Here is a 19,944-nt window from a genome sequence, read left to right as displayed (position 1 = left end):
AAACGGATAGAGGATAGGTACGGACAGGGTCTGCGTGCGGCTCGGGCCGGTCCACGTCCTTTGTTCGGACCCCGCCGTTTCGGATGAAACCGCAGGGCCAGGACGCCTTCCGAGGCGATCGCGGGATCGTCGGATCCCGCGCCGACGCACACGCGGAGGAAAGACTACAGTCCACCCCACCCCGAATCAAGTCTCCCCCGCGGCGATTCCCGCAGGTTATCCCCCGTCACACGCGTACCGTACCCGCATCCCGCGCCCGCATCCCGCGGCCCCGGGCGCAACGGGAGCGCTCCCGAACGCCCGTTCCCGCCATCGGCCCCGCGATGTCGGGGTCGCCGATATGTTTCGGGCATGGACATCATCTTCGGCTGGGGCCTCGACGGGGCCGACTGGAGCGACGCGGGCGCGGCGGCGTCGCTGGGGAGCGTGACGACGGGGCAGAGGGGGTTCGCGGACATCCTCGCGGTGCGGCTCGGGCTCTCCCGGGCCCCGGAGCCGCCGGCGCTGCGCGTCGCCGCCTACCGCGACGCCATCGGCCGGGTCGATCCCCCGTGGTGCCGCGATTCCTTCGCCCTCAACCCGTGGGCCGTCGCCGAGCGGCTGCTCGCCTGGCGCGACGAGCTGGTGACCGCGGGCTGGTCCGCGCAGCCCGCCCCGGGCCTGTCCCCGCGCCTGCTGGATCTCGCCTACGTCGAGGAGGAGTTCGACCGGCCCGGCGACGCCGACGTGCTCCGCGACATCGCACGGGAGCTCGGCCGCCCGGGCGGCGCCGGGGCCGCGGCGTCGACCGGCATCCGCTCCGTCGCCGTCGTCGACCGGGCGTCGCTGCCGCGCCCGTGGCCCGCGATCCTCGACGGCCTCGCCGCCCGCGGCGTCGAAGTCACCGACGCGGCGCCCGGCCGACTGCGGGCGCTGCGCGTCGTCGCCGCGGACACGGAGTGGGAGGCGGCCGAGGCCGCCGCGCGACTGCTGTGCGCCGAGCCGTCCCGGGCCGTCGTCGCCGGCGGCCCGACCCAGGTGCTGGACCAGGAGCTCGCCCGCCGGGGTCTGCCCCGCGCCGGCGCCGGCGGCGCCTCGCCGCAGCGCTCCGCCGCGGAGCTGCCCGCCGTCGCGCTGCGTGCGCTCTCCGCGCCGTTCGACCCGTGGGCGCTGCTGCGCCTCGCGGACGCGCGCGTCCCCGTCGTCCGAGGCACGGGCGCTGCCGCCGAAGCGGGGTCCGCTCCCCTGCTCCCGCCCGGGGTGCGCCGGGCCGTCATCTCCGCGTTGAAGCGGGAACCGGGCCACGGCGGCGCCGCGTGGGACGACGCGATGGCGCAGCTGGAGGGCGACGACGCGGCGGTGGCCGCCGACCTCTCGCGCCAGCTGTCGGCGCCGGTGGAACCGGTCGGCGGCGGCGCCGGGGCCTGGGCCGCCGACGACGTCGCCGGCGTCGTCGAATGGCTGGAGGGGACCGTCGCCCGCGCCGCGTCCGCCGCCGGGGCCGCCCCGTCGACGGCGACCATCTCCGCCTGCGCCGCCGTCCGCGCGGTGCTGCCGGAGGAGGGGGATGTCTCAGCGGCGACGCTGCGGGAGACGCTGGCGACGTGCACCGGTTCCCCCGCGGCGCCGCTGCCGGGCTCGGAGGCGCCGGACGCGCAGGGAGCCGTGCCCGCCGTCGCCGGGCCGGGCGCCGCCCCGGCCTCGCCGATCCTGTGGTGGGCGGCCGCCTCCGACGACGCCGCGGAGCGCTCCACCTGGACCCCGGCGGAGCGGCGGGCGCTCGCCGCCGCCGGATGCGAGCCGCCGACGCCGCGGGAGCTGACCGCCGCCGGCCACGGCGCCGCGATGGCCGGGCTGCGCCGCGCCGGCGACGTCGTCGCGGTCGTGCCGCGGCGCCTGCGCGGAGCCGACGCCGAACCCGACCCGGCGCTGATGTTCGCGGCCGTCGAGCTGCTGCCGGAGGGCACGGACCGGACGACGCTGGACACCGTCGACAAGATCCTCGAACCGTTCACCGTCGACGCGCGGGACCTCGACCTGCCCGCCGGGGCGCCGGCGCTGCGGACCCCGGAGCCGGCCTCCCCCGACGCCGGGGCGCTCGACGCCGCCGCCCGCGGCCGCGACGTCCCCGACGGCGCCGCGCACCTGCCCGCACGCCTGTCCTTCAGCCAGATCGAGTCACTGCTGTCGCACCAACTGGAGTGGTTCCTCGAGCGGCGCCTGGGCATCCGGGAGCCGTGGTGGACGCAGCTGCCGGAGGGCAACCGCATGATCGGCACGTTCCTCCACGCCATCGTCGAGGAGATCGTCGGGGCGCAGTCGTTCCCCATCGAACCCGACGAGGTGGAGACGCTGGCCCGGCGGCTCGCCCCCGTCCACGCCCCCGCCCTGCTGCTGCCGGGCCGCGAACGGGCGCTGGCGGAGGTCATCGCGGAGGCGCGGGCGTCCATCCCCGCGCTCTTCCGCGATCTCGCCGACGCCGGCATCACCCCGGTCGCGGCGGAGCGGGAGTTCTCCTTCCCCGTCGACCTGGAGCTCACCGACCCGGCGGACCCGTCGCGCACGCTGCGCCACCGGGTCGAGCTCGGCGGCTTCCGCGACCTGGACGCCGACGGGCCCGCGGGCTCCCGCACCGTCGTCGACCTGAAGTACACCGCGGGATCGAGGAAGTACCCGGCGGCCATCGCCGGCGGCCGCGCCCTGCAGCTGGCCGTCTACGCCCGCTCCGTCGAGGAGGAGTCCGGCGGAGCGCTGCCGATGTCGGCCGTGACCACCGCCTACTTCCTGCTCAAGCAGAACCGCTTCGTCTCCGAGCACCCGGGCCTCGACGGCTCCGCCCGCACCGGCGGGCTCGCCGCGGAGGACCTGTGGGCCGCGGCGAAGGCGTCGCTGGAGGAGGCGCTGTCGCGGCTGGCCTTCGGCGGGAGGGTCGAGGACGCCGGCAACGCGTTCCTCCTCGACCACGCCGACCTGTCCGCGTCGAAGCGGAAGAGCACGCTCGACGGCGCCGCGGAGGCCGCCCTCGCGGAATCCCGCTACCTGCCCGCCGACGCGATCCCCTACGTCACCTTCCCCGTCATCACCGGTCTGGAGGCCGATCCCCGATGAAGTCCACGTTCATCAACGCCAGCGCCGGCACCGGCAAGACCTACCGCCTGGCCGCCGAACTCGCCGGGCGCCTCGGCGCCGGAGCGGCCGGTTCCGCCGACGGCGCCCCGGCCGGGGGCGCCCCGGCCGCGGGCCGCCTGCACCCGTCGCAGATCATCGCCACGACCTTCACCGTGAAGGCCGCCGCCGAGCTGCGGCAGCGCATCCGCGGCCGCCTCCTGGCGGAGGGCCTCGACCGGGAAGCCCAGGAGGTCTCCTCCGCCCTCATCGGCACGGTGAACTCCATCTCCTCCGCGCTGGTGCAGGACCACGCCATCGACGCGGGGCTCTCCCCCGTGCTCGACGTGCTGACGGAGGAGTCGGAGAAGACCGCCTTCGAGCGCGCCTGCGGTCCGCTGCTCGCCCGGCGGGCCGCCGCCCACCGGCCATTGCTCGCCCGCATGGGCCAGGACCGGCCGGCGGACGCCGCGGAGTTCGACCGCCGCCGCTCCTTCGCCGACGACGTCCGCGGCATCGTCGCGCTCGCCCGGCAGAACCGGCTGTCGCCGGAGCACGTCCGCGCGCAGATCGCCCCCTCGATCGACGAGGCGCTGGCGCTGCTCGACTCCGTCGCCCCGGAGGACGCCGCGTCGCCGTCCGCCGCAGAATGGGCGCGGCGGGCCCTCGACGCCGTCGACGAGTGCGTCGAGGCGGACACGGCCGCGGCGTCGAAGGCGAAGCCCTCCAAGGCCGCCGCCGACCGCCTGCGGGCCTACCCCGCGCTGCGCCGGACGCTGACGAACGCCCCGGAGACCCACCCGTGGAACGCCTGGGCCAGCTACGGGCCGCTGCCCGAGGACGAGGTCGACGACAAGGGCAAGCCGGCGAAGCGCAAGGGCATCGCCGGGTTCAGCAACCTCGGCGTCGGCGTGGCGAAGAACTTCACCGACCGCTTCCCCGCGATGGACGAGGCAATCGCGGCGCACCCGCGCTTCCGCGCCGACGTCCGCGAACTGACCGAGCTGGTGCTCGGCACCGCCGCCGACTGCATGGACGCCTACGCCCTGTACAAGCGCGAGCTCGGGCTCATGGACTTCACCGACCAGGAGGCCCTGGCGCTGGAGCTGCTCGACGAGCCGGCCGTCGCCGCGACCATCGCCGACACCTACCGCATCCTCGTCGTCGACGAGTTCCAGGACACCAACCCGATGCAGCTGGCCCTGTTCATGAAGCTCGGGGAGCTGGCCGGGGAGATCATCTGGGTCGGCGACCCGAAGCAGTCCATCTACGGCTTCCGCGGCTCCGACCCGCAGCTCATGGAGGACGTGCGCCGCGGCCTCTCCACCGGGGAGGGCTACCGCGAGGAGGTGCTGGACCGGTCGTGGCGCTCCCACGTCCAGCCTCTCGAGTTGACCGGCGAGCTGTTCGGCCGCTCCCTCGGAGCAGACTCGAACGCCGCGATCGCCCCGGCGGAGCCCGTCGCCCACGAGCGGCGCGACGGCACCGTGCGCGTGTGGGCGCCCGCGCACCCCCACCACAGCTCCAACCGCCCGTGGATCGACTCCATGGCCCGCGGCGTCGTCCGCCTGCTGGAGGACGACGGCATCGCACCGGGGCGCATCGCCGTCCTGGCGCGCACGGGCAGCCGCGTCGAGGAGATCGCGGAGCGGCTCCGCCACCTCGGCGTGCCGTCGGCCGCCGCCCGCGCCGACGCGCGGGAGACCCGCGAGGGCCGCATCGTCCTCGCCGGCCTCGGCCTGCTCGCCGACTGGCACGGCACCCAGCATCTCGTGGAGCTGGTGACGCTGCTCGACGACCACGCCGCGCACGCCGGCTGGTTCGCGGAACTCTCCGCCGCCACCGCCGGCGACGACCGCGCCGCGGCCGCCGAGGGGCGCCGGCGGGTGTTCGACGCGTGGCGGAACGATCCGTCGCTCGCCGGGCTGCGGGGGCTTCGCGACGTCGCCCGCGAGCTCACCGCCGTCGAAGCCGTGCTCGCCGTCATCGACGCCCTCGACGTCCGCCGCCGCATCGCCGGGTGGACCGTGCCCCGGGAGCGCACCGACGCGCTCGACGCCCTGGTCGCGATGGCCGCGGCGTTCATGGACGAGCGGGCCTCCGCCCACGAGCCGTCCGGGCTCGTCGACCTCCTGCGCGCGCTGCCGGACGCGGCGGCGCCGGAGCCGCCGGCCCGCGACGCCGTCTACGTCGGCACCATGCACTCTTCGAAGGGCCTCGAGTGGGACGCCGTCGTCGTCGCCGTGGAGCCGTACTCCGACCGGTTCACCCCGGACGGCCACTGGATCCGCCCGGCCGCCGCGTTCGACCCCGCGGACCCGCTGGCCGGCCGCGTGCTGCGGTTCCGCGCCCCGGTGCCGGCCCAGGCCGGCGCCATCCTGGCGGCATTCGGCGACGACCCGGAGCAGGTCCGCCGGCACGACGCCGACCGGGAGAACGAGCGCCGCCTGGCCTACGTCTCGTACACCCGCTCCGTGCGCCACACCATCCTGGCGACGACGGGCCGCAACGCGGAGAAGGACAAGAAGAAGCGGGAGGCGGCGCCGAACCGCATCGAGCTGGGCGACATCCCCGCCGTCGTCGGCTCGGAGGCCGCGGTCGCCGTCATCGTCGACGGCCCCGACACGGCACGGCTGCGCATCGAGCATCCCGGGCAGGGCCCGGTGGAGCTGCCGGTGCGCTACGACGCGTCCTCCGAGGCGATCCTCGACGACGAGGCCGGATCGGCGGCCGCGGAGCCGCCGGCCATGCCCGTCGACGACCGCCGCGGCCCCGCCCCCGCCCCGGGCGTCCGCCCCGCGGCGCGGTTCAGCGCCAGCGCGGAACCGTCGTCCTCCGGCGCCCTCGCGTTCGGGACCGTGGAGATCGCCGCGGACCTCGGCGAGCCGCTGCTGTCCGGCGGCGCGGAGGACTGGAACCTCGTCGGCGAGGCCGTCCACGCGTTCCTCTCCCTGCCCCTGCGGGAGATGGACGACGCCGCACGGCTGGCCGCCGCCGACCGGCTCACGGGAGCGTGGCTGGTGCGCGGCAGGATCCGCCCGGAGCAGCTGACGGAGGCGGCCGACCGGTGGCTGCGCTGGCTCGACGGCGCCCACCCCGGCGCCGCGGTGCGCACCGAGGTGCCGTTCACGTGGGTCGACCGCCTGGGCCGCCGCGCCCAGGGCTGGATGGACCAGCTCGTGGAGCCCGCCGACGGCGGCGCCCCGGTGCTGGTGGACCACAAGACCTACCCGGGCGACGACCCGGTGGCGAAGGTCCGCGCCGAGTACCTCGGCCAGATGGCCGTCTACGCCGACGCGCTGGAGGCCGCGGGCGCCGGCCGGCCGCGGGAGATCCTCGTCCACTTCCCGCTCATCGGGAAGGTGGTGCGCCTGGCGCCGTAGGCCGACGCGCGCCCGCGGGGCCTCCCACGGCGGCGGGCCCGGCCCGGGGAGCGTTCCCCGGGCCGGGCCCGTGCGGTGTCGCCGGCGCGCCGTGTTCGGCGGCGGGGTGCGTCGGCGGCTACTTCCCCGCGGCGACGCGGACGAGCTTCAGGTTCACGAACTCGTCCATGCCGTAGCGGCCGAGCTCCCGGCCGAACCCGGAGTTCTTCACGCCGCCGAACGGCAGCTCCGCCGCCGTGCCGCCCGGCTCGTTGACGTAGACCATGCCGACGTCCAGGCGGGCGCCCAGGCGCACCGCCCGCTCCTCGTCCGAGGTGTGGATCGAGGCGCCGAGGCCGTACGGGGTGTCATTGGCCAGGCGCACCATCTCATCCTCGTCGGAGGCGCGGAACACCATCGCCACCGGGCCGAACAGCTCCCGGCGGTACGTCGCCATCTCCGGGGTGACGCCGGTCAGCAGCGTCGGGCGGTAGAAGTTCGAGCCCTCGGCGACGCGCTCGCCGCCGACGACCGCCGTCGCGCCCTCCGCCAGCGCCTCCCGCACCTGCGCGTCGAGCGTGTCCGCCGCGGCCGCCGACGACAGCGGGCCGACGAAGCAGCCCTCCTCCGTCGGATCCGACGGCTCGATGCCGCCGAGCGCCGCCGCGAACTTCTCCACGAACTCGTCGTACAGCTCGTCGGCGACGATGAAGCGCTTCGCCGCGTTGCACGCCTGGCCCGTGTTCACCAGACGACCGAGGACCGCGGCCTTGATGGTCGTGTCCAGATCCTCCGAATCCAGCAGCAGGAACGGGTCGGAGCCGCCGAGCTCCAGGACGACCTTCTTCAGGTGGCGGCCCGCCTGCTCGGCGACGGCGGAGCCGGCGCGCTCGGAGCCGGTGAGCGAGACGCCGCGTACCCGCGGGTCGGTGATGACGTCGGAGACCTGCTCGTTGGTCGCGTAGACGTTGACGTACACGCCGGCGGGGACGTCGTCGCCGCGGGCGGCGTCGAAGATCTCCTGCATCGCCGCGGCGGACTCCGGGCACTGCGGGGCGTGCTTCAGCAGGATGGTGTTGCCGTTCATCAGGTTCGGCGCCGCGAAGCGGGCGACCTGGTAGTAGGGGAAGTTCCACGGCATGATGCCCAGCAGCGGGCCGAGGCCCTCGCGGCGGACGACGGCGGTGCCGCCGGCGGCGACGGGGATCTCCTCGTCGGCGAGGAAGCCCGGGCCCTGCTCCGCGTAGTAGCGGAGGATCGACACGGTGATGTCGACCTCGAAGCCCGCCTGGACGATGGGCTTGCCCATCTCGCGGGTGATGATGGCCGCCAGCTCGGAGCGGCGGTCCGCGAACAGGTCCGCGACGCGGCCGAGGTAGGCGGCGCGCGCCTCCGGCGCGGAGGTGCGCCAGGCGGCGAAGGCGGAGTCGACGGCGCCGATCGCGTCGGCGACCTGGTCGTCGGTGGCGGTCGGGTACTCGCGGACGACCTCGCCGGTGGCGGGGTTCGTGACCGTGTAGATGCTCATGTCGCTGTCCTTGCTGCACGGGCCCGTCGGGCTCGTCCGTGCGGTCGGTGTCGTGCGGTCTGTTCCGATCCTGCCGCGGTGCGCCGACGGGGTCCACGTCCGTGCGCGGGAGAACCGGCGCAGCGGGTGAACGGGATTCCCGCGAATCACCGCGGACGGTACGTAAATTCCATCAGACTCGGGGCAAATAGTCCATGTTTTTCTTCACACTATCGCTGCACGTAGAACAATCGGCGCCGAATTCATGGCCTCCGGACTGAAATTGTGCACGAGTGCGCATATGGGCCGCCCGCGGGCGGCCGCCCCGCGGGAGGTCCCCGTCGTCACGCGACGCGGCGGGCACCGCACCCGCGGTGCCCCGCCCGCTGCGGCGACCCCACGGAGGCGAACGAGGAAAGGACCGACCATGGCCCTCGACGTGCTGTTCACCAACGGCGACATCCGCACCCAGGACCCGGACCGGCCGGCCGCGACGGCGATCGGCGTCCACGCGGGGCGGATCGTGAGCCTGGACGACGACCTGCCGGCGGAGGTGTTCGGCCGGGTCGTCGACCTCGGCGGCCGCGTCGTCGTGCCGGGCTTCCACGACGCGCACATCCACGTCAGCTACCTCGGCGAGGCGCTGATGCAGGTCGACGTCTCCCCCGACGCCGCCCCGCCCCGCGTCGACCTGCTCGCCGCCGTGCGGGAGCGCGCGGCGGAGACCCCGGACGGCCAGTGGGTCATCGGCACCGGCTACAACCAGAACTACTTCGACGACGGCGAGCACCCGACCGCGGAGCAGCTCGACGAGGCGGCGCCGGACAACCCGGTGTGGCTGTGGCACAACTCGCGCCACATGGGCGTCGCCAACACCCGCGCCTTCGAGGAGGCGGGCTTCCCCGGCCGCACCGGCTTCGAGGTCCCGGAGGGCGGCGACGTGCCGGTCGACGGCGAGGGCCGCGCGCGGGGCCTGATGCTGGAGACCGCGAAGGGCCTCATCGTCGGCGCCATCCCCGCCAAGACCGCCGAGAACGTCGCGGAGCAGCTGCGGCTCGCCTCGGAGGCGCTGCTGGCCAAGGGCGTCACCTCCGCGGTGGAGCCGGGCCTCGGCGCCCCGGGCCACATCGGCCAGTGCCCGGTGGACCTCGCCGCCTTCCAGCTGGCGCACGACCGCGGCGACCTCGGCGTCCGCATGACGGTCATGCCGTACATCACGACGCTGCACCCGCTGGGCCGCGAGGCCTCCGCCGGCGCCGACGAGCTGGAGGAGGGCCAGGCGTTCGGCCTCGACCACGGCATGCGCACCGGCTTCGGCGACGACCGCCTGCGCATCGGCCCGGTCAAGGTGCTGTCCGACGGCTCCCTCATCGGCCTGTCCGCCTACATGCGCGAGGACTACGCCTCCGGCGAGGAGGGCAACCGCGGCCTGCTGCAGTTCCCCGAGGAGTTCCTGCGCGACAACCTCATCGCCCCCCGCAACGGCTGGCAGCTGTCCGCCCACGCCATCGGCGACGCGGCGCTCGACGTCATCCTGGACATCTACGAGGAGGCGATGGAGACCTACCCGCGCGAGGAGTGCCGCCACCGCGTGGAGCACCTGGGCATGGCCTCCGACGAGCAGATCGCGCGCTGCGCCCGCCTGGGCGTCATCCCCGTGTCGCAGGGACGCTTCGTCAACGAGCTGGGCGACGGCATGGCCCGCGCGCTCGGCCCGGAGCGGGCGAAGCTCTGCTACCGGATGAAGTCGCTGCTCGACGCCGGCATCGACGCCCCGGCCTCCACCGACGCCCCGCCACCGAAGGAGAACCGCATGACCCGATCCGCCGGCCACCTCATCGCCGCGAGCCTCGAGGCCCACGGCGTCGAGCGCGTCTTCAGCGTCCCCGGGCGAGTCCTACCTGGACCTGCTCGACGGCCTGCACGACTCGCCCATCGCCAACGTCGTGTGCCGCCAGGAGGGCGGCGCGGCGTACATGGCGGAGGCGACGGCGAAGGCGACGGGCCGGCCGGGCGTCGCCCTGGCCACCCGCGGCCCGGGCGCGTCGAACGCGTTCGTCGGCGTTCACACGGCGTGGCAGGATGCGACGCCGCTGGTGCTGTTCGTCGGCCTCATCCCCGTCGACGACCGGGACCGGGAGTCCTTCCAGGAGTTCGACCCGCGCGCGTGGTTCGGCACCCAGGCGAAGGAGGTGCTGGTGCTCGACGACGCCGACCGGGCGTCGGAGTACGTCGCCCGCGCGTTCCGCGTCGCCGCCTCCGGCCGCCCCGGCCCCGTCGTCGTCGGCCTGCCGGAGGACGTCATCGCGCACGACACGGACGCGCCGGTGACGCCGCCGCTGCCGGTGGCCGACGGGGCGATCGACCCGGGCGACCTCGCCGATCTGCTGGCCGCGCTGGAGGGCGCCGAGCGCCCGGCGCTGCTCTTCGGCGGCCCGCGCTGGACGCCGGAGGCCGCCGCGGCGCTCACCGCCTTCGCCGAGGCGCACCGCATCCCGGTGCTGTCGGACTGGCGCGCCGCCGACCGCATCCCCTTCGACTCCCGCGTCAACGCCGGCGAGCTGGGCTACGGCCGCGCGCCCTTCGCCGCGCAGGTGCTGGACGACGCCGACGTCCTCGTCGTCGTCGGCGGCACCCTCTCCGACGTGCCGACGGACGGCTACACGCTGCGGATGCGCCCCGACGCCGTGAACTGGATCGTCAACCCCGACCCGGAGCTGCGCCAGCACGCCGGCGCCGTCACCCGCCACCTGCTCGCGGCCCCGGCGGCGCTGGCCCGCGCCCTCGACGGCGCGGAGCTCACCCCCGCCCACGACTGGTCCGCGTGGACCGACGCCGCCGTCACCGCCCACGACCGCGTCACCGCCATCCCCCGCGACCCCGGGCGCGAACAAGCCGGGCACCGCGAACATGACCCGCGTCATGGGCGAGCTGCGGGAGCTGCTGGGCGACGACGCGGCGGTGACGTTCGGCTCCGGCAACCACACGGCGTGGGGCCACTGGTACTTCCCCACCCGCGTCTACCCGTCGCAGTTCTCCGTCCGCAACGGCACGATGGGCTACTCCGTGCCGGCGGCCGCGGCGGTGTCGCTGCAGTTCCCGGAGCGCACCGTCGTCGCCGTCGCCGGCGACGGGGAGTTCCAGATGAACGGCCACGAGCCGGCCACCGCCGTGCAGGCCGGCGCCCGCTTCCCGGTGCTGGTGATGGACAACGGCCAGGACGGCACCATCCGCTCCCACCAGGAGGCGCACTACCCGGGCCGCGTCTCCGGCACGCAGCTGGTGAACCCCGACTTCGCGGCGCTGGCCCGCGGCTACGGCGCCCACGGCGCGACGCTCGACGATGACTCCCGCATCGCCGCGGTCCTCCGCGAGGCGCTCACCGCCGTCGAATCCGGCCTGCCGGCCGTCGTCCACGTCATGGTCGACCGCTCCCTCGTGCTGCCGCAGCCCGACCCGGCCGACTAGGCGCCGCGCGCCCCGCGCCGCGGCACCGCCCGGTGCCGTGCGGCGCGGGCGCCGTCGTCACGCACACGCGCGAAACAACCGCGACCGCACCCGCCGGCCGCACCCCGGACCCGCCCGCCACGAACCTCCGACAGGAAGGACCCCGCGATGACCCGCTTCGGCATCGACTACTGCTCCGCCGGCGTGCGCAACGCCAAGCCGTCGGAGGTGCGCCGCATCTTCGCGATGTCCGCGCGGCCGGGCATCATCTCCTTCGCCTCCGGCATGCCGGAGCTCGGCCCCCTGCCCTACGGCCGGCTGTCGGAGCTGGCCGCCGGCCTGCTGCGCGACCGCGGCCCGGAGGTGATGCAGTACGGCGCGTCGACGGGCACGCCGAGCATCAAGGAGCAGATCCTCGCGGTGATGCGGGAGGAGGGCATCGACGGCGTCGACCCGGCGCACGTCGTGGTGACCAACGGCTCCCAGTCGGCGCTGGACGTGCTGGCCCGCACGGTGCTGGACCCGGGCGAAGTCGTGCTGGCGGAGTCCCCGTCCTACTCCGGCGCGCTGGCGGTGTTCACGGGCGCGCAGGCGGAGGTCGTCCACGTCGGCACCGACGAGCGCGGCCTCGTCCCGGAGGCGCTGGAGCAGGCGATCCGCGACGTCACCGCGTCGGGCCGGAGGGTGAAGCTGCTGTACACCATCCCCAGCTTCCACAACCCGGGCGGCACGACGATGCCGCGGGAGCGCCGTGACCGGGTGCGGGAGATCCGCCGGGAGGCCGGCGTCCTCGTCGCGGAGGACAACCCGTACGGGATGCTGTCCTTCGACGGCTCAGTCAACCGGGCGCTGCGCGCCGACGACCCGGACGTGGTCTACCTCGGCTCGTTCTCGAAGATGTTCGCCCCCGGCCCGCGCGTCGGCTGGGCGGTGCTGCCGGAGTCCCTCGCCGGGGTATTCGCGCTGCAGGCGGAGGCCGCGGTGCTCAACCCGTCGGTGCTGACGCAGGAGCTCGTGGCTTCCTACCTGCGGGAGACGGACTGGCGCGCCACGCTCGACGACTACCGGGTGATGTACGGCCGCCGCGGCCGCGCGATGGTCGCGGGCCTGGAGGAGCACATGCCGGACGGCGTGACGTGGACGACGCCGGAGGGCGGCTTCCACGTGTGGCTCACCCTGCCGGAGTCGATCGACGCCTACGACCTGTGCATGGAGGCCATCGACCGCGGCGTCGTCTTCGTCCCCGGCACCGCGTTCTACGCCGACGGCCGCGGCGCCCACGAGGCCCGCCTGTCCTTCTGCCACCCCGGCGAGGACGCGATCGCCGAGGGCACGCGCATCCTCGGCGAGCTGGTCGCCGCCCGGCTCGCCGGGTAGCCGCGGGGGTCATCGCGTGACGACGGGAACCGTGCCGGCTCAGCGGCCGACGTAGCGGCCCGTGCGCAGCCCGTCGCCGTCGAGGATCCACCCGAAGCGCTTGACCGGCCGCAACGTGACGAGGTTGTGGTCGATCTCGAGGCCCGGGCACGCCTCCTCCAGCGCGCACTCGGCGTCGACGATGCCGGCGATGTCGGAGATCCACATCGTCACCACCAGGTTCGCCTGCCCGGCGAGGGAGGCGACGAGGCGCACCCGCGGGTCCGCGGCGAGCCGTTCGGCGGCCGCCTCGTGCTCCCGGGCGTCGAGGCGCGCCAGCCACTGCACCGACAGCGGATAGCCCGAGTGCAGCTGCGCGAAGTCGCACCGCAGCGTGACCTCCCCGCTGGCCAGCACCTTGTGCAGGTAGCGGCGGGCGGTCGCGGGATGCAGCCCGGTTTCGCGGGCGATTTCGGCGGCGGAGGCGCGTCCGTCGCGGCGCAGCACCTCCAGGACGGGGCGATGCTCCGGCAGCAGCGGCTGCGCGGGGCCGAGCGCGGCGGCGTCGCGCTCGGCGGCCTCCCGGGCCAGGCCGGCGCGCCGATCGTCGAGGGCGTCGAGGCGCCACTGGTGGCCGGCGACGTGGAGCCTCGTGCACAGCATCACCTCGGAGGCGGTGACGTGCGGGGCGGAGCGGATGCCGTCGCGGATGAGCCCGTGCAGCTCCCGCAGATCGTCGGCGATGAGCGTCAGGCCCAGGTCGGGGGTGCCCGCGAGGACGTCCGCCGAGACGACGCCCGGCAGGGCGGTCATGTGGTCGGTGACCTCGCGGACGTGGGCCGGGGCACAGCGGATCTCCGCGAAGGCGACCGCCGCGCCGCCGTCCGTCCTCCGCAGGGCGTTGACCCACGCGAGCCCGGCGGACGTGAGCCGCTCCCACCGCGTCGACAGCGTCGTCGGGTGCACGCCGAGGATCTCGGCGGCGTCGCCCCACGTGATCCGCGGGGACCACTGCAGGACGTTGATGAGCTCGAGGTCGTGCTCCGTGAGCTCCACCGGGTGGTCGTGGCGCATGGAACCGTACTCCCCCTTCGCGTGTCGTCGGCCGCGGCACGGGGACGGGGCCGCGGATGCCCTACGGGGGAATCGTAGCGCCGGGGCGCGGCGGGACGGGAGGGGCTCCGCGAAACACCGGCGAAACACAACCTCCGGAAAACGAAACATGCCTGCATTTTTCTGCGGTGCGAAATGGATATATTTGCATTTTCCAGGCTTTAGCCCTTCATTTTGTGCCGCTGTTCTCATAGGGTGACGGCAGCGGATGCACAGATTTCCGACGACTCATGAGCGCGCCGCGGCACGGCGCGCATCCCCGTCGCCGGCCGCGCCACCCGCACGCGGCCCCGGCGGGCCCACGACGCAGGCGGCCCCGCCGCCCGAAGAGACAGGAGTCGACATGACCGTCTCCACCGCCGATCACCGCTTCCCCGGTTCCGCCCGCCCCACGGACGGCGGCGCCTCCCAGTCCCCCGGCCACGGCGTGCAGGGCCAGTCCTCGCGCCGCACGCTCGTCACCACAGGCGTCGGCAACGCCCTCGAGTGGTACGGCTGGGGCATCTACTCGACGTTCTCCATCTACTTCGCACCGGAGATCTTCACCCCGGAGGACCCCGTCGCCTCCATCCTCGGCGCCATGGCCATCTTCGCCGTGGCGTTCCTCTTCCGGCCGCTCGGCGGCCTGCTGTTCGGCTGGATCGCCGATCAAATGGGCCGCAGGCCCGCGATGCTGCTGACCGTCGGCGCCGCCAGCCTCGGCTCCGGCCTCATCGCCATCGTCCCCAGCTACGCCTCCGCGGGGCTGTGGGCCGCGGCCGTGCTGCTGGTCGCCCGCATCATCCAGGGCCTCGCCTACGGCGGGGAGATGCCGACCGCGCAGAACTACCTGTCCGAAGCCGCCCCTCACCACCGCCGCGGCCGCTGGGCGTCGCTCATCTACGTCTCCGGCACGATCGGCATCCTGTGCGGCATCCTCATGGGCATCATCCTCGACGCCGTTCTGCCCGAGCAGGACATGAACAGCTGGGGCTGGCGCATCCCGTTCGCCATCGGCTTCGCCCTCGGCCTGTGGGCCGTCATCGCCCGCCGCAACCTCAAGGAGACGGACACGTTCTCCGACGCCAAGCAGGCGCCGTCGCGCCCGCCGATGTGGCCCGAGGTGCGCCGCAACTGGCGCAGCTCCCTGCGGGTCATCGGCCTGACCGTCGGCGGCACCGTCGCCTACTACGTGTGGGCGGTGTCGGCCATCCAGCAGGCCGTCGTCATCCACGGCATGCCGCAGGGCACCGCACTGCTCGCCAGCCTCCTGTCCAACCTGGTCCTCGTCGTCGTCCTGCCGTTCTGGGGCGCGCTGTCGGATCGGATCGGGCGGAAAGGCGTCCTGCTCATCGGCAACTTCGTGCCGGCCCTGCTGTTCTGGCCGACGTCGCAGATGGTCGACGGCTCGTTCCTGTCCCTGTTCATCCCCGCGACGCTGATGCTCGTGTTCCTCGCCCCGACCCTGGCCATCAACCCGGCCGTGTTCGCGGAGATGTTCCCGACCCGCATCCGCATCATCGGCATCGCCGTGCCGTACGCCACCGCCATCGCCCTGTTCGGGGGCACCGCCCCGGCGCTGCAGAACTGGGCCGCGGCCAACGGCCACTCCACGGGCTTCGCCGTGTACGTCATCGTGCTGCTGCTCATCTCCGTGGCGGTGTCCGCGTCGCTCCGCGAGACCCGCGGCATCGCCCTCTCCCACTGACCGCACCGGCCCGTCGCGGGCCGGTCGGCGCAACGCCGGACGGAGCGCCCGCGCCAGGCACCCGCACCCGAACGCCCCCGCCTCCCCGTCCCCCGCCCGAAGGCGGATGATCGACGGGAACGGCCCCGCCCCGGAAAGGATCCCCGTGACCCCACCCCGAAGGCCGCGGACCTGAAGCGCCGCGCCCGAGAGATCGTCGACGGCCGCCGCGATCAGCTCCTCGGCCTGTCCCACCGGCTGCACGAGAACCCGGAGCTGGGCTGGGAGGAGGTGAAGACCTCCGCGTGGCTCGCCGAGGAGGCGGCGACCGCCGCCGGCGACCCGGAGGTCTCCCACGGCGTCGGGGAGCTACCGACGGCGGTGCGGGCGCAGGCCGGCTCCGGCGACCTCGTCGTCACCATCTGCTCGGAGTTCGACGCGCTGCCCGACATCGGCCACGCGTGCGGCCACAACATCATCTGCACGGCGGGCCTCGGCGCCTTCCTGGCGCTGGCGGAGCTGGCGGACGAGCTCGGCATCACCGTGCGCCTGCTGGGGACTCCCGCGGAGGAGAACGGCGGCGGCAAGATCGTCATGCTGGAGCAGGGCGACTTCGACGGCACCCACCTGGCCATGATGGTCCACCCCATGGACAAGGAATGGCGCAACATGGAGTCGATGGCGTGCGCCGGCTTCGAGGCCGACTTCCACGGCGAAACCGCCCACGCCTCCGCCGAACCGTGGGCGGGGCGCAACGCCCAGGACGCGCTCATCATCGCGAACACCGCCATCGGCCTGGCCCGCCAGCAGTTCGAGCCCGGCCAGCAGATCCACTCCGTCACCCACGGCGGCGGCGGTGCCCCGAACGTCATCCCGGGGCACGCGCGCCCTGTTCATGGGCCGCGCGGAGACGCTCGAGTCGCTGGAGCGCGTCAACGCGGTGCTGCGCCGCTACTGCGAGGCGGGTGCGCTCGGCGCCGGCGTCGAGCTGGACTTCCGCCAGGTCGGCCGCTCCTACGCGCAGATGGAGTCCGACGTGGACCTCGAGGGGTTCTGGGTCGACGCGATGGCGGAGGTCGGACGGGACTCCGTGGAGACGCCGATGCGCGGCGGCTCCACCGACATGTCCAACGTGTCGCTGGAGTTCCCGACCATCCACCCCATCATCAAGATCGGCGACAATCAGCCGATCCACACCGTCGGATTCGCCGAGCTGGCGAAGTCGGAGGCCGGCGACGCCGCCGTCCTCGACGCCGCGTGGGGCATGGCGTGCGTCGCCGTCGACGCAGCCCTCGATCCGGAGCAGCGGGAGCGCCTGCTGGCCGGCGAGCGCCGCGTGCGCGGATAGGCGCCTGCGTTGACGGCCCCGCCCCGGTGACGCCCGGGGCGGGGCCGCATCGCGTCGGCGCACGGAGCCTAGTGCGCCGCCTCGTCCCAGTCGCGGCCGGAGCCAACGGAGACCTCCAGCGGGACGCGGAGGGTGATGACGGCGTCCATCTCGCGGTTGAGCAGCTCGACGACCGTCTTCTCCTCCCCCGGCGCGACCTCGACGACGAGCTCGTCGTGGACCTGCAGGAGCACGCGGGAGGCGAGCGGCTCGCGCGGCTCCTCGTCGGCGGCCGCGCCTCCGCGGCGCAGGGCGTCATCGACGCGCAGCATCGCGACCTTGATGATGTCCGCGGCGGTGCCCTGGATCGGCGAGTTCAGGGCGGCGCGCTCGGCGTTCTCGCGGGCCTGCCGGTTGTCGGAGACCAGGTCCGGCAGGTAGCGGCGGCGGTCGTAGAGCGTGGCGGTGAACCCGTCCTTCGCGGCCTGCCGCACCACGCCGTCCAGGTAGGCCTTCACGCCGCCGAAGCGCTCGAAGTAGCCGGCGCGCAGCGACTCCGCCTCCTTCTGCAGGATGTCCAGCTGCGCCGCCAGGCCGAACGACGACAGGCCGTAGGCCAGGCCGTAGCTCATCGCCTTCACGCGGCGGCGCAGCTCCGGGGTGACCCCGTCGATGGGCACGTCGAAGACGCGGGAGCCGACGTAGTTGTGCAGGTCCTCGCCCTCGCGGTAGGCCTCGATGAGGCCCTCGTCGCCGGACAGGTGGGCCATGACGCGCATCTCGATCTGCGAGTAGTCCGCGGTCACCAGCGTCCCGTACCCCTCGCCCACGGTGAAGGCCCGGCGGATGGAGCGGCCGAAGTCGGTGCGCACGGGGATGTTCTGCAGGTTCGGCTCCGTCGAGGACAGGCGGCCGGTGGCGGCGACGGTCTGGTTGAAGGTGGTGTGGATGCGGCCGTCGTCGGCGACGGTCTTCACCAGGCCCTCCACCGTCGACTTCATCTTCTGGAACTCGCGGAACTCCAGCAGCTTCTCCAGGAACGGGTGCGGGTTCTTCTTCGCCAGCCCCTCGATCTCCTTGGCGGCCGTGGAGTAGCCGGTCTTCGTCTTCTTCGTCTTCGGCATCCCCAGCTGGTCGAACAGGACCTCCTGGAGCTGCTTCGGGGAGCCGAGGTTCAGCTCCGGGCGGTCGACGAGCTCGCGGGCGGCGGCCTCCGCGGCCGCGGTGCGCTCCGCGAAGTCGCGCCCCAGCTCCTCGAGCGTGTCGACGTCGACGGCGATGCCGGTGCGCTCCATGCGTGCCAGCACCGGCGCCAGGGGCAGCTCGATGTCGGCGTAGACGGGGTACAGACCGGCCTCGTCGAGTTCGCCGGCGAAGTGGCGGGCGAGGTCCAGCACGGCCGCGGCGGCGTCGGCGGCGGCCGTGGCCCGCGCGTCGTCGCCGTCGTCGCCGGAATCGTCGAGCAGCGCGAGCTGGCCCTCGCCCTGCTCCCCGGAATCGTCCGGGGAGGGCAGGGAGCGGCCGAGCGCCGCCAGCAGGACGTTGTCCAGGCCGTAGGTGCGCTGGCTGGGCTTGAGCAGGTAGGCGGCGAGGAAGGTGTCGTGGACGACGCCGGAGAGCTCCAGGTCATGCGCCCACAGGGCGTGCATCGTCGACTTCAGGTCGTGGACGGCCTTCGGCGCGTCCGCGTCGGCCAGCCATTCGCGCAGCGCGTCCTCGTCGGCCGGGGCCAGCGACGCGGGGTCGAGGGCGGCGGCGACGGCCGCGGCGCCGGCCGCCGAGCCGCCCGCGGCGTCGTCGCCCGCGGCCGGAGCCGCGATGGCGAGGATGCCGTCGTCGTAGTGCAGGGCCGCCGGGGCGGCGAGGCCGTCCAGCCACTCGCCGAGCCCGCCCTCGTCCGGGGTGACGTGCTCCACCTCGGGGCCGGAGGGCTCCGCCTCGCCGACGACGCCGCCGCCGTCGGCGGCCAGCGTCCGCATGACGCGGTCGCGCAGGTTCGCGCCGAACTCCAGCTCGTCGAAGCGGGCGGTGACGGCCTGGGCGTCGGCCGGGCGCAGCTCCAGGTCCTCCGGCGAGTACTTCAGGTCCAGGTCCTTGACCATCTCGGTCAGCCACCGGTTCATCTGCACGGCGTCGACGCGGTCGCGGAAGTTCTGGCCGGCCTTGCCGCGGATCTCGTCGGCGCGGGCGATGAGCTCGTCGAGGGTGCCGTACTGGACGATCCACTTCGTCGCCGTCTTCTCGCCGACGCCCGGGATGCCCGGCAGGTTGTCCGACGGGTCGCCGCGCAGCGCCGCGAAGTCCGGGTACTGCTCGGGCGTCAGCCCGTACTTCTCCTTCACCGCGTCCGGGGTGAAGCGGTGCAGGACGGAGACGCCGCGCATCGGGTACAGCACCGTGGTCGTGTCGTCGACCAGCTGCAGGGAGTCGCGGTCGCCGGTGACGATGAGCGTCTCGAAGCCCTCCGGCTTCGCCGCCGTCGCAAGCGTGGCGATGATGTCGTCCGCCTCGTAGTTCTCCTTCTCCAGCGTGACGATGCCCATGTCGTGCAGCACGTCCTGGATGAGGCCGACCTGGCCGCGGAACTCCTCGGGCGCCTTCTCGCGCTGCGCCTTGTAGTCCGGGAACTTCTCCGTCCGGAAGGTCTTCCGCGAAAGGTCGAACGCCACCGCGACGTGAGTCGGCTTCTCGGCGTCCAGCAGGTTCGCCAGCATGGACAGGAAGCCGTAGACGGCGTTCGTGTGCTGGCCCGAGGTCGTCGAGAAGTTGTCGGTCGGCAGCGCGAAGAACGCGCGGAAGGCCATGGAGTGGCCGTCGATGAGCATGAGCGTCCGCTTCATGACCGTCCAGCGTAGCGACGGGCCCCGCGGGCGGCCCGGGCGGGCCGCGGCGGCCGGGGCGGCCGGGGCGGCCGGGGCCGCGCGACCCCGTTCCCCGCCGATCCCCTACTTCCGATCGCATCCGGGATGTTGATGCAGCGACACCCTTTTCACCCCCGTTTCACCCCCATAACGGGGTGTCATTCCGCGAGACGCGGCCATGACGTGCGGATTTGGGAAAGCGCCGATTCCCACATGCGCGT

General features: G+C 74.1%; 9 protein-coding genes and 3 pseudogenes. 9 read left to right on the top strand and 3 right to left on the bottom strand.

Translation table 11 applies throughout. From position 1 onward, the window contains the following. Positions 1–351: 351 nt before the first annotated feature. Both QQS41_RS09735 and QQS41_RS09730 read left to right on the top strand, forming a co-directional pair. A complete protein-coding gene (locus tag QQS41_RS09735) occupies positions 352–3,087 on the top strand; it encodes a PD-(D/E)XK nuclease family protein (protein ID WP_448852499.1) in 2,736 nt (911 codons plus the stop codon). After that, the gene (locus QQS41_RS09730; RefSeq protein WP_448852498.1) at positions 3,084–6,467 is read left to right on the top strand and encodes a UvrD-helicase domain-containing protein; all 3,384 of its coding nucleotides are present in this window, start codon (positions 3,084–3,086) and stop codon (positions 6,465–6,467) included. The genes QQS41_RS09735 and QQS41_RS09730 overlap by 4 nt, the downstream gene beginning before the upstream one ends. Before the next feature lie 118 nt (positions 6,468–6,585). On the opposite strand, the gene QQS41_RS09725 is transcribed toward QQS41_RS09730, so the two are convergent. Next, positions 6,586–7,974 carry an NAD-dependent succinate-semialdehyde dehydrogenase gene (locus tag QQS41_RS09725; protein ID WP_448852497.1) on the bottom strand — a complete coding sequence of 463 codons (1,389 nt, stop codon included), beginning with the start codon at positions 7,972–7,974 and terminating at the stop codon, positions 6,586–6,588. A gap of 244 nt (positions 7,975–8,218) precedes the next feature. On the opposite strand from QQS41_RS09725, the pseudogene QQS41_RS09720 reads away from it, so the two are divergent. From QQS41_RS09720 to QQS41_RS09705, 4 genes and pseudogenes are all read left to right on the top strand, one after another. Next, positions 8,219–9,739 (top strand): annotated as a pseudogene (locus QQS41_RS09720) (amidohydrolase); the annotation flags it as partial. Positions 9,740–9,854: 115 nt separating this feature from the next. Next, positions 9,855–10,652: pseudogene (locus QQS41_RS09715) on the top strand (thiamine pyrophosphate-binding protein); the annotation flags it as partial. Between the two features lie 211 nt (positions 10,653–10,863). Further along, complete coding sequence (locus tag QQS41_RS09710; RefSeq protein ID WP_448852496.1) at positions 10,864–11,421, top strand: thiamine pyrophosphate-dependent enzyme; 558 nt, start codon at positions 10,864–10,866, stop codon at positions 11,419–11,421. A 147-nt stretch (positions 11,422–11,568) separates the two neighbouring features. Then, positions 11,569–12,777, top strand: a complete 1,209-nt coding sequence (locus tag QQS41_RS09705; protein WP_448852495.1) for an aminotransferase-like domain-containing protein — start codon at positions 11,569–11,571, stop codon at positions 12,775–12,777. A gap of 39 nt (positions 12,778–12,816) precedes the next feature. Here the strand turns inward: QQS41_RS09705 and QQS41_RS09700 are convergent, their stop codons facing one another. Further along, complete coding sequence (locus QQS41_RS09700; RefSeq protein ID WP_448852494.1) at positions 12,817–13,830, bottom strand: Lrp/AsnC family transcriptional regulator; 1,014 nt, start codon at positions 13,828–13,830, stop codon at positions 12,817–12,819. Between the two features lie 382 nt (positions 13,831–14,212). Here QQS41_RS09700 and QQS41_RS09695 point away from each other — a divergent pair, with 382 nt between their 5' ends. The 3 genes and pseudogenes from QQS41_RS09695 to QQS41_RS09685 all read left to right on the top strand — a co-directional run bounded on the left by QQS41_RS09695 (position 14,213) and on the right by QQS41_RS09685 (position 16,883). Further along, the gene (locus QQS41_RS09695; RefSeq protein WP_448852493.1) at positions 14,213–15,556 is read left to right on the top strand and encodes an MFS transporter; all 1,344 of its coding nucleotides are present in this window, start codon (positions 14,213–14,215) and stop codon (positions 15,554–15,556) included. A 270-nt stretch (positions 15,557–15,826) separates the two neighbouring features. Beyond that, a pseudogene (locus QQS41_RS09690) lies at positions 15,827–16,096 on the top strand (amidohydrolase); the annotation flags it as partial. Between the two features lie 295 nt (positions 16,097–16,391). Then, positions 16,392–16,883 carry a hypothetical protein gene (locus tag QQS41_RS09685; RefSeq protein ID WP_448852492.1) on the top strand — a complete coding sequence of 164 codons (492 nt, stop codon included), beginning with the start codon at positions 16,392–16,394 and terminating at the stop codon, positions 16,881–16,883. Between the two features lie 68 nt (positions 16,884–16,951). Here QQS41_RS09685 and polA read toward each other — a convergent pair whose 3' ends face one another. Further along, positions 16,952–19,702, bottom strand: coding sequence for a DNA polymerase I (gene polA / locus QQS41_RS09680; protein ID WP_448852491.1), 2,751 nt, complete (start codon positions 19,700–19,702; stop codon positions 16,952–16,954). Positions 19,703–19,944 lie beyond the last annotated feature (242 nt).

This window comes from Corynebacterium sp. 335C (genome assembly GCF_053525695.1).
The sequence above is the reverse complement of the archived record's forward strand: the minus strand, read 5'-3'. Positions and strand labels throughout refer to the sequence as shown.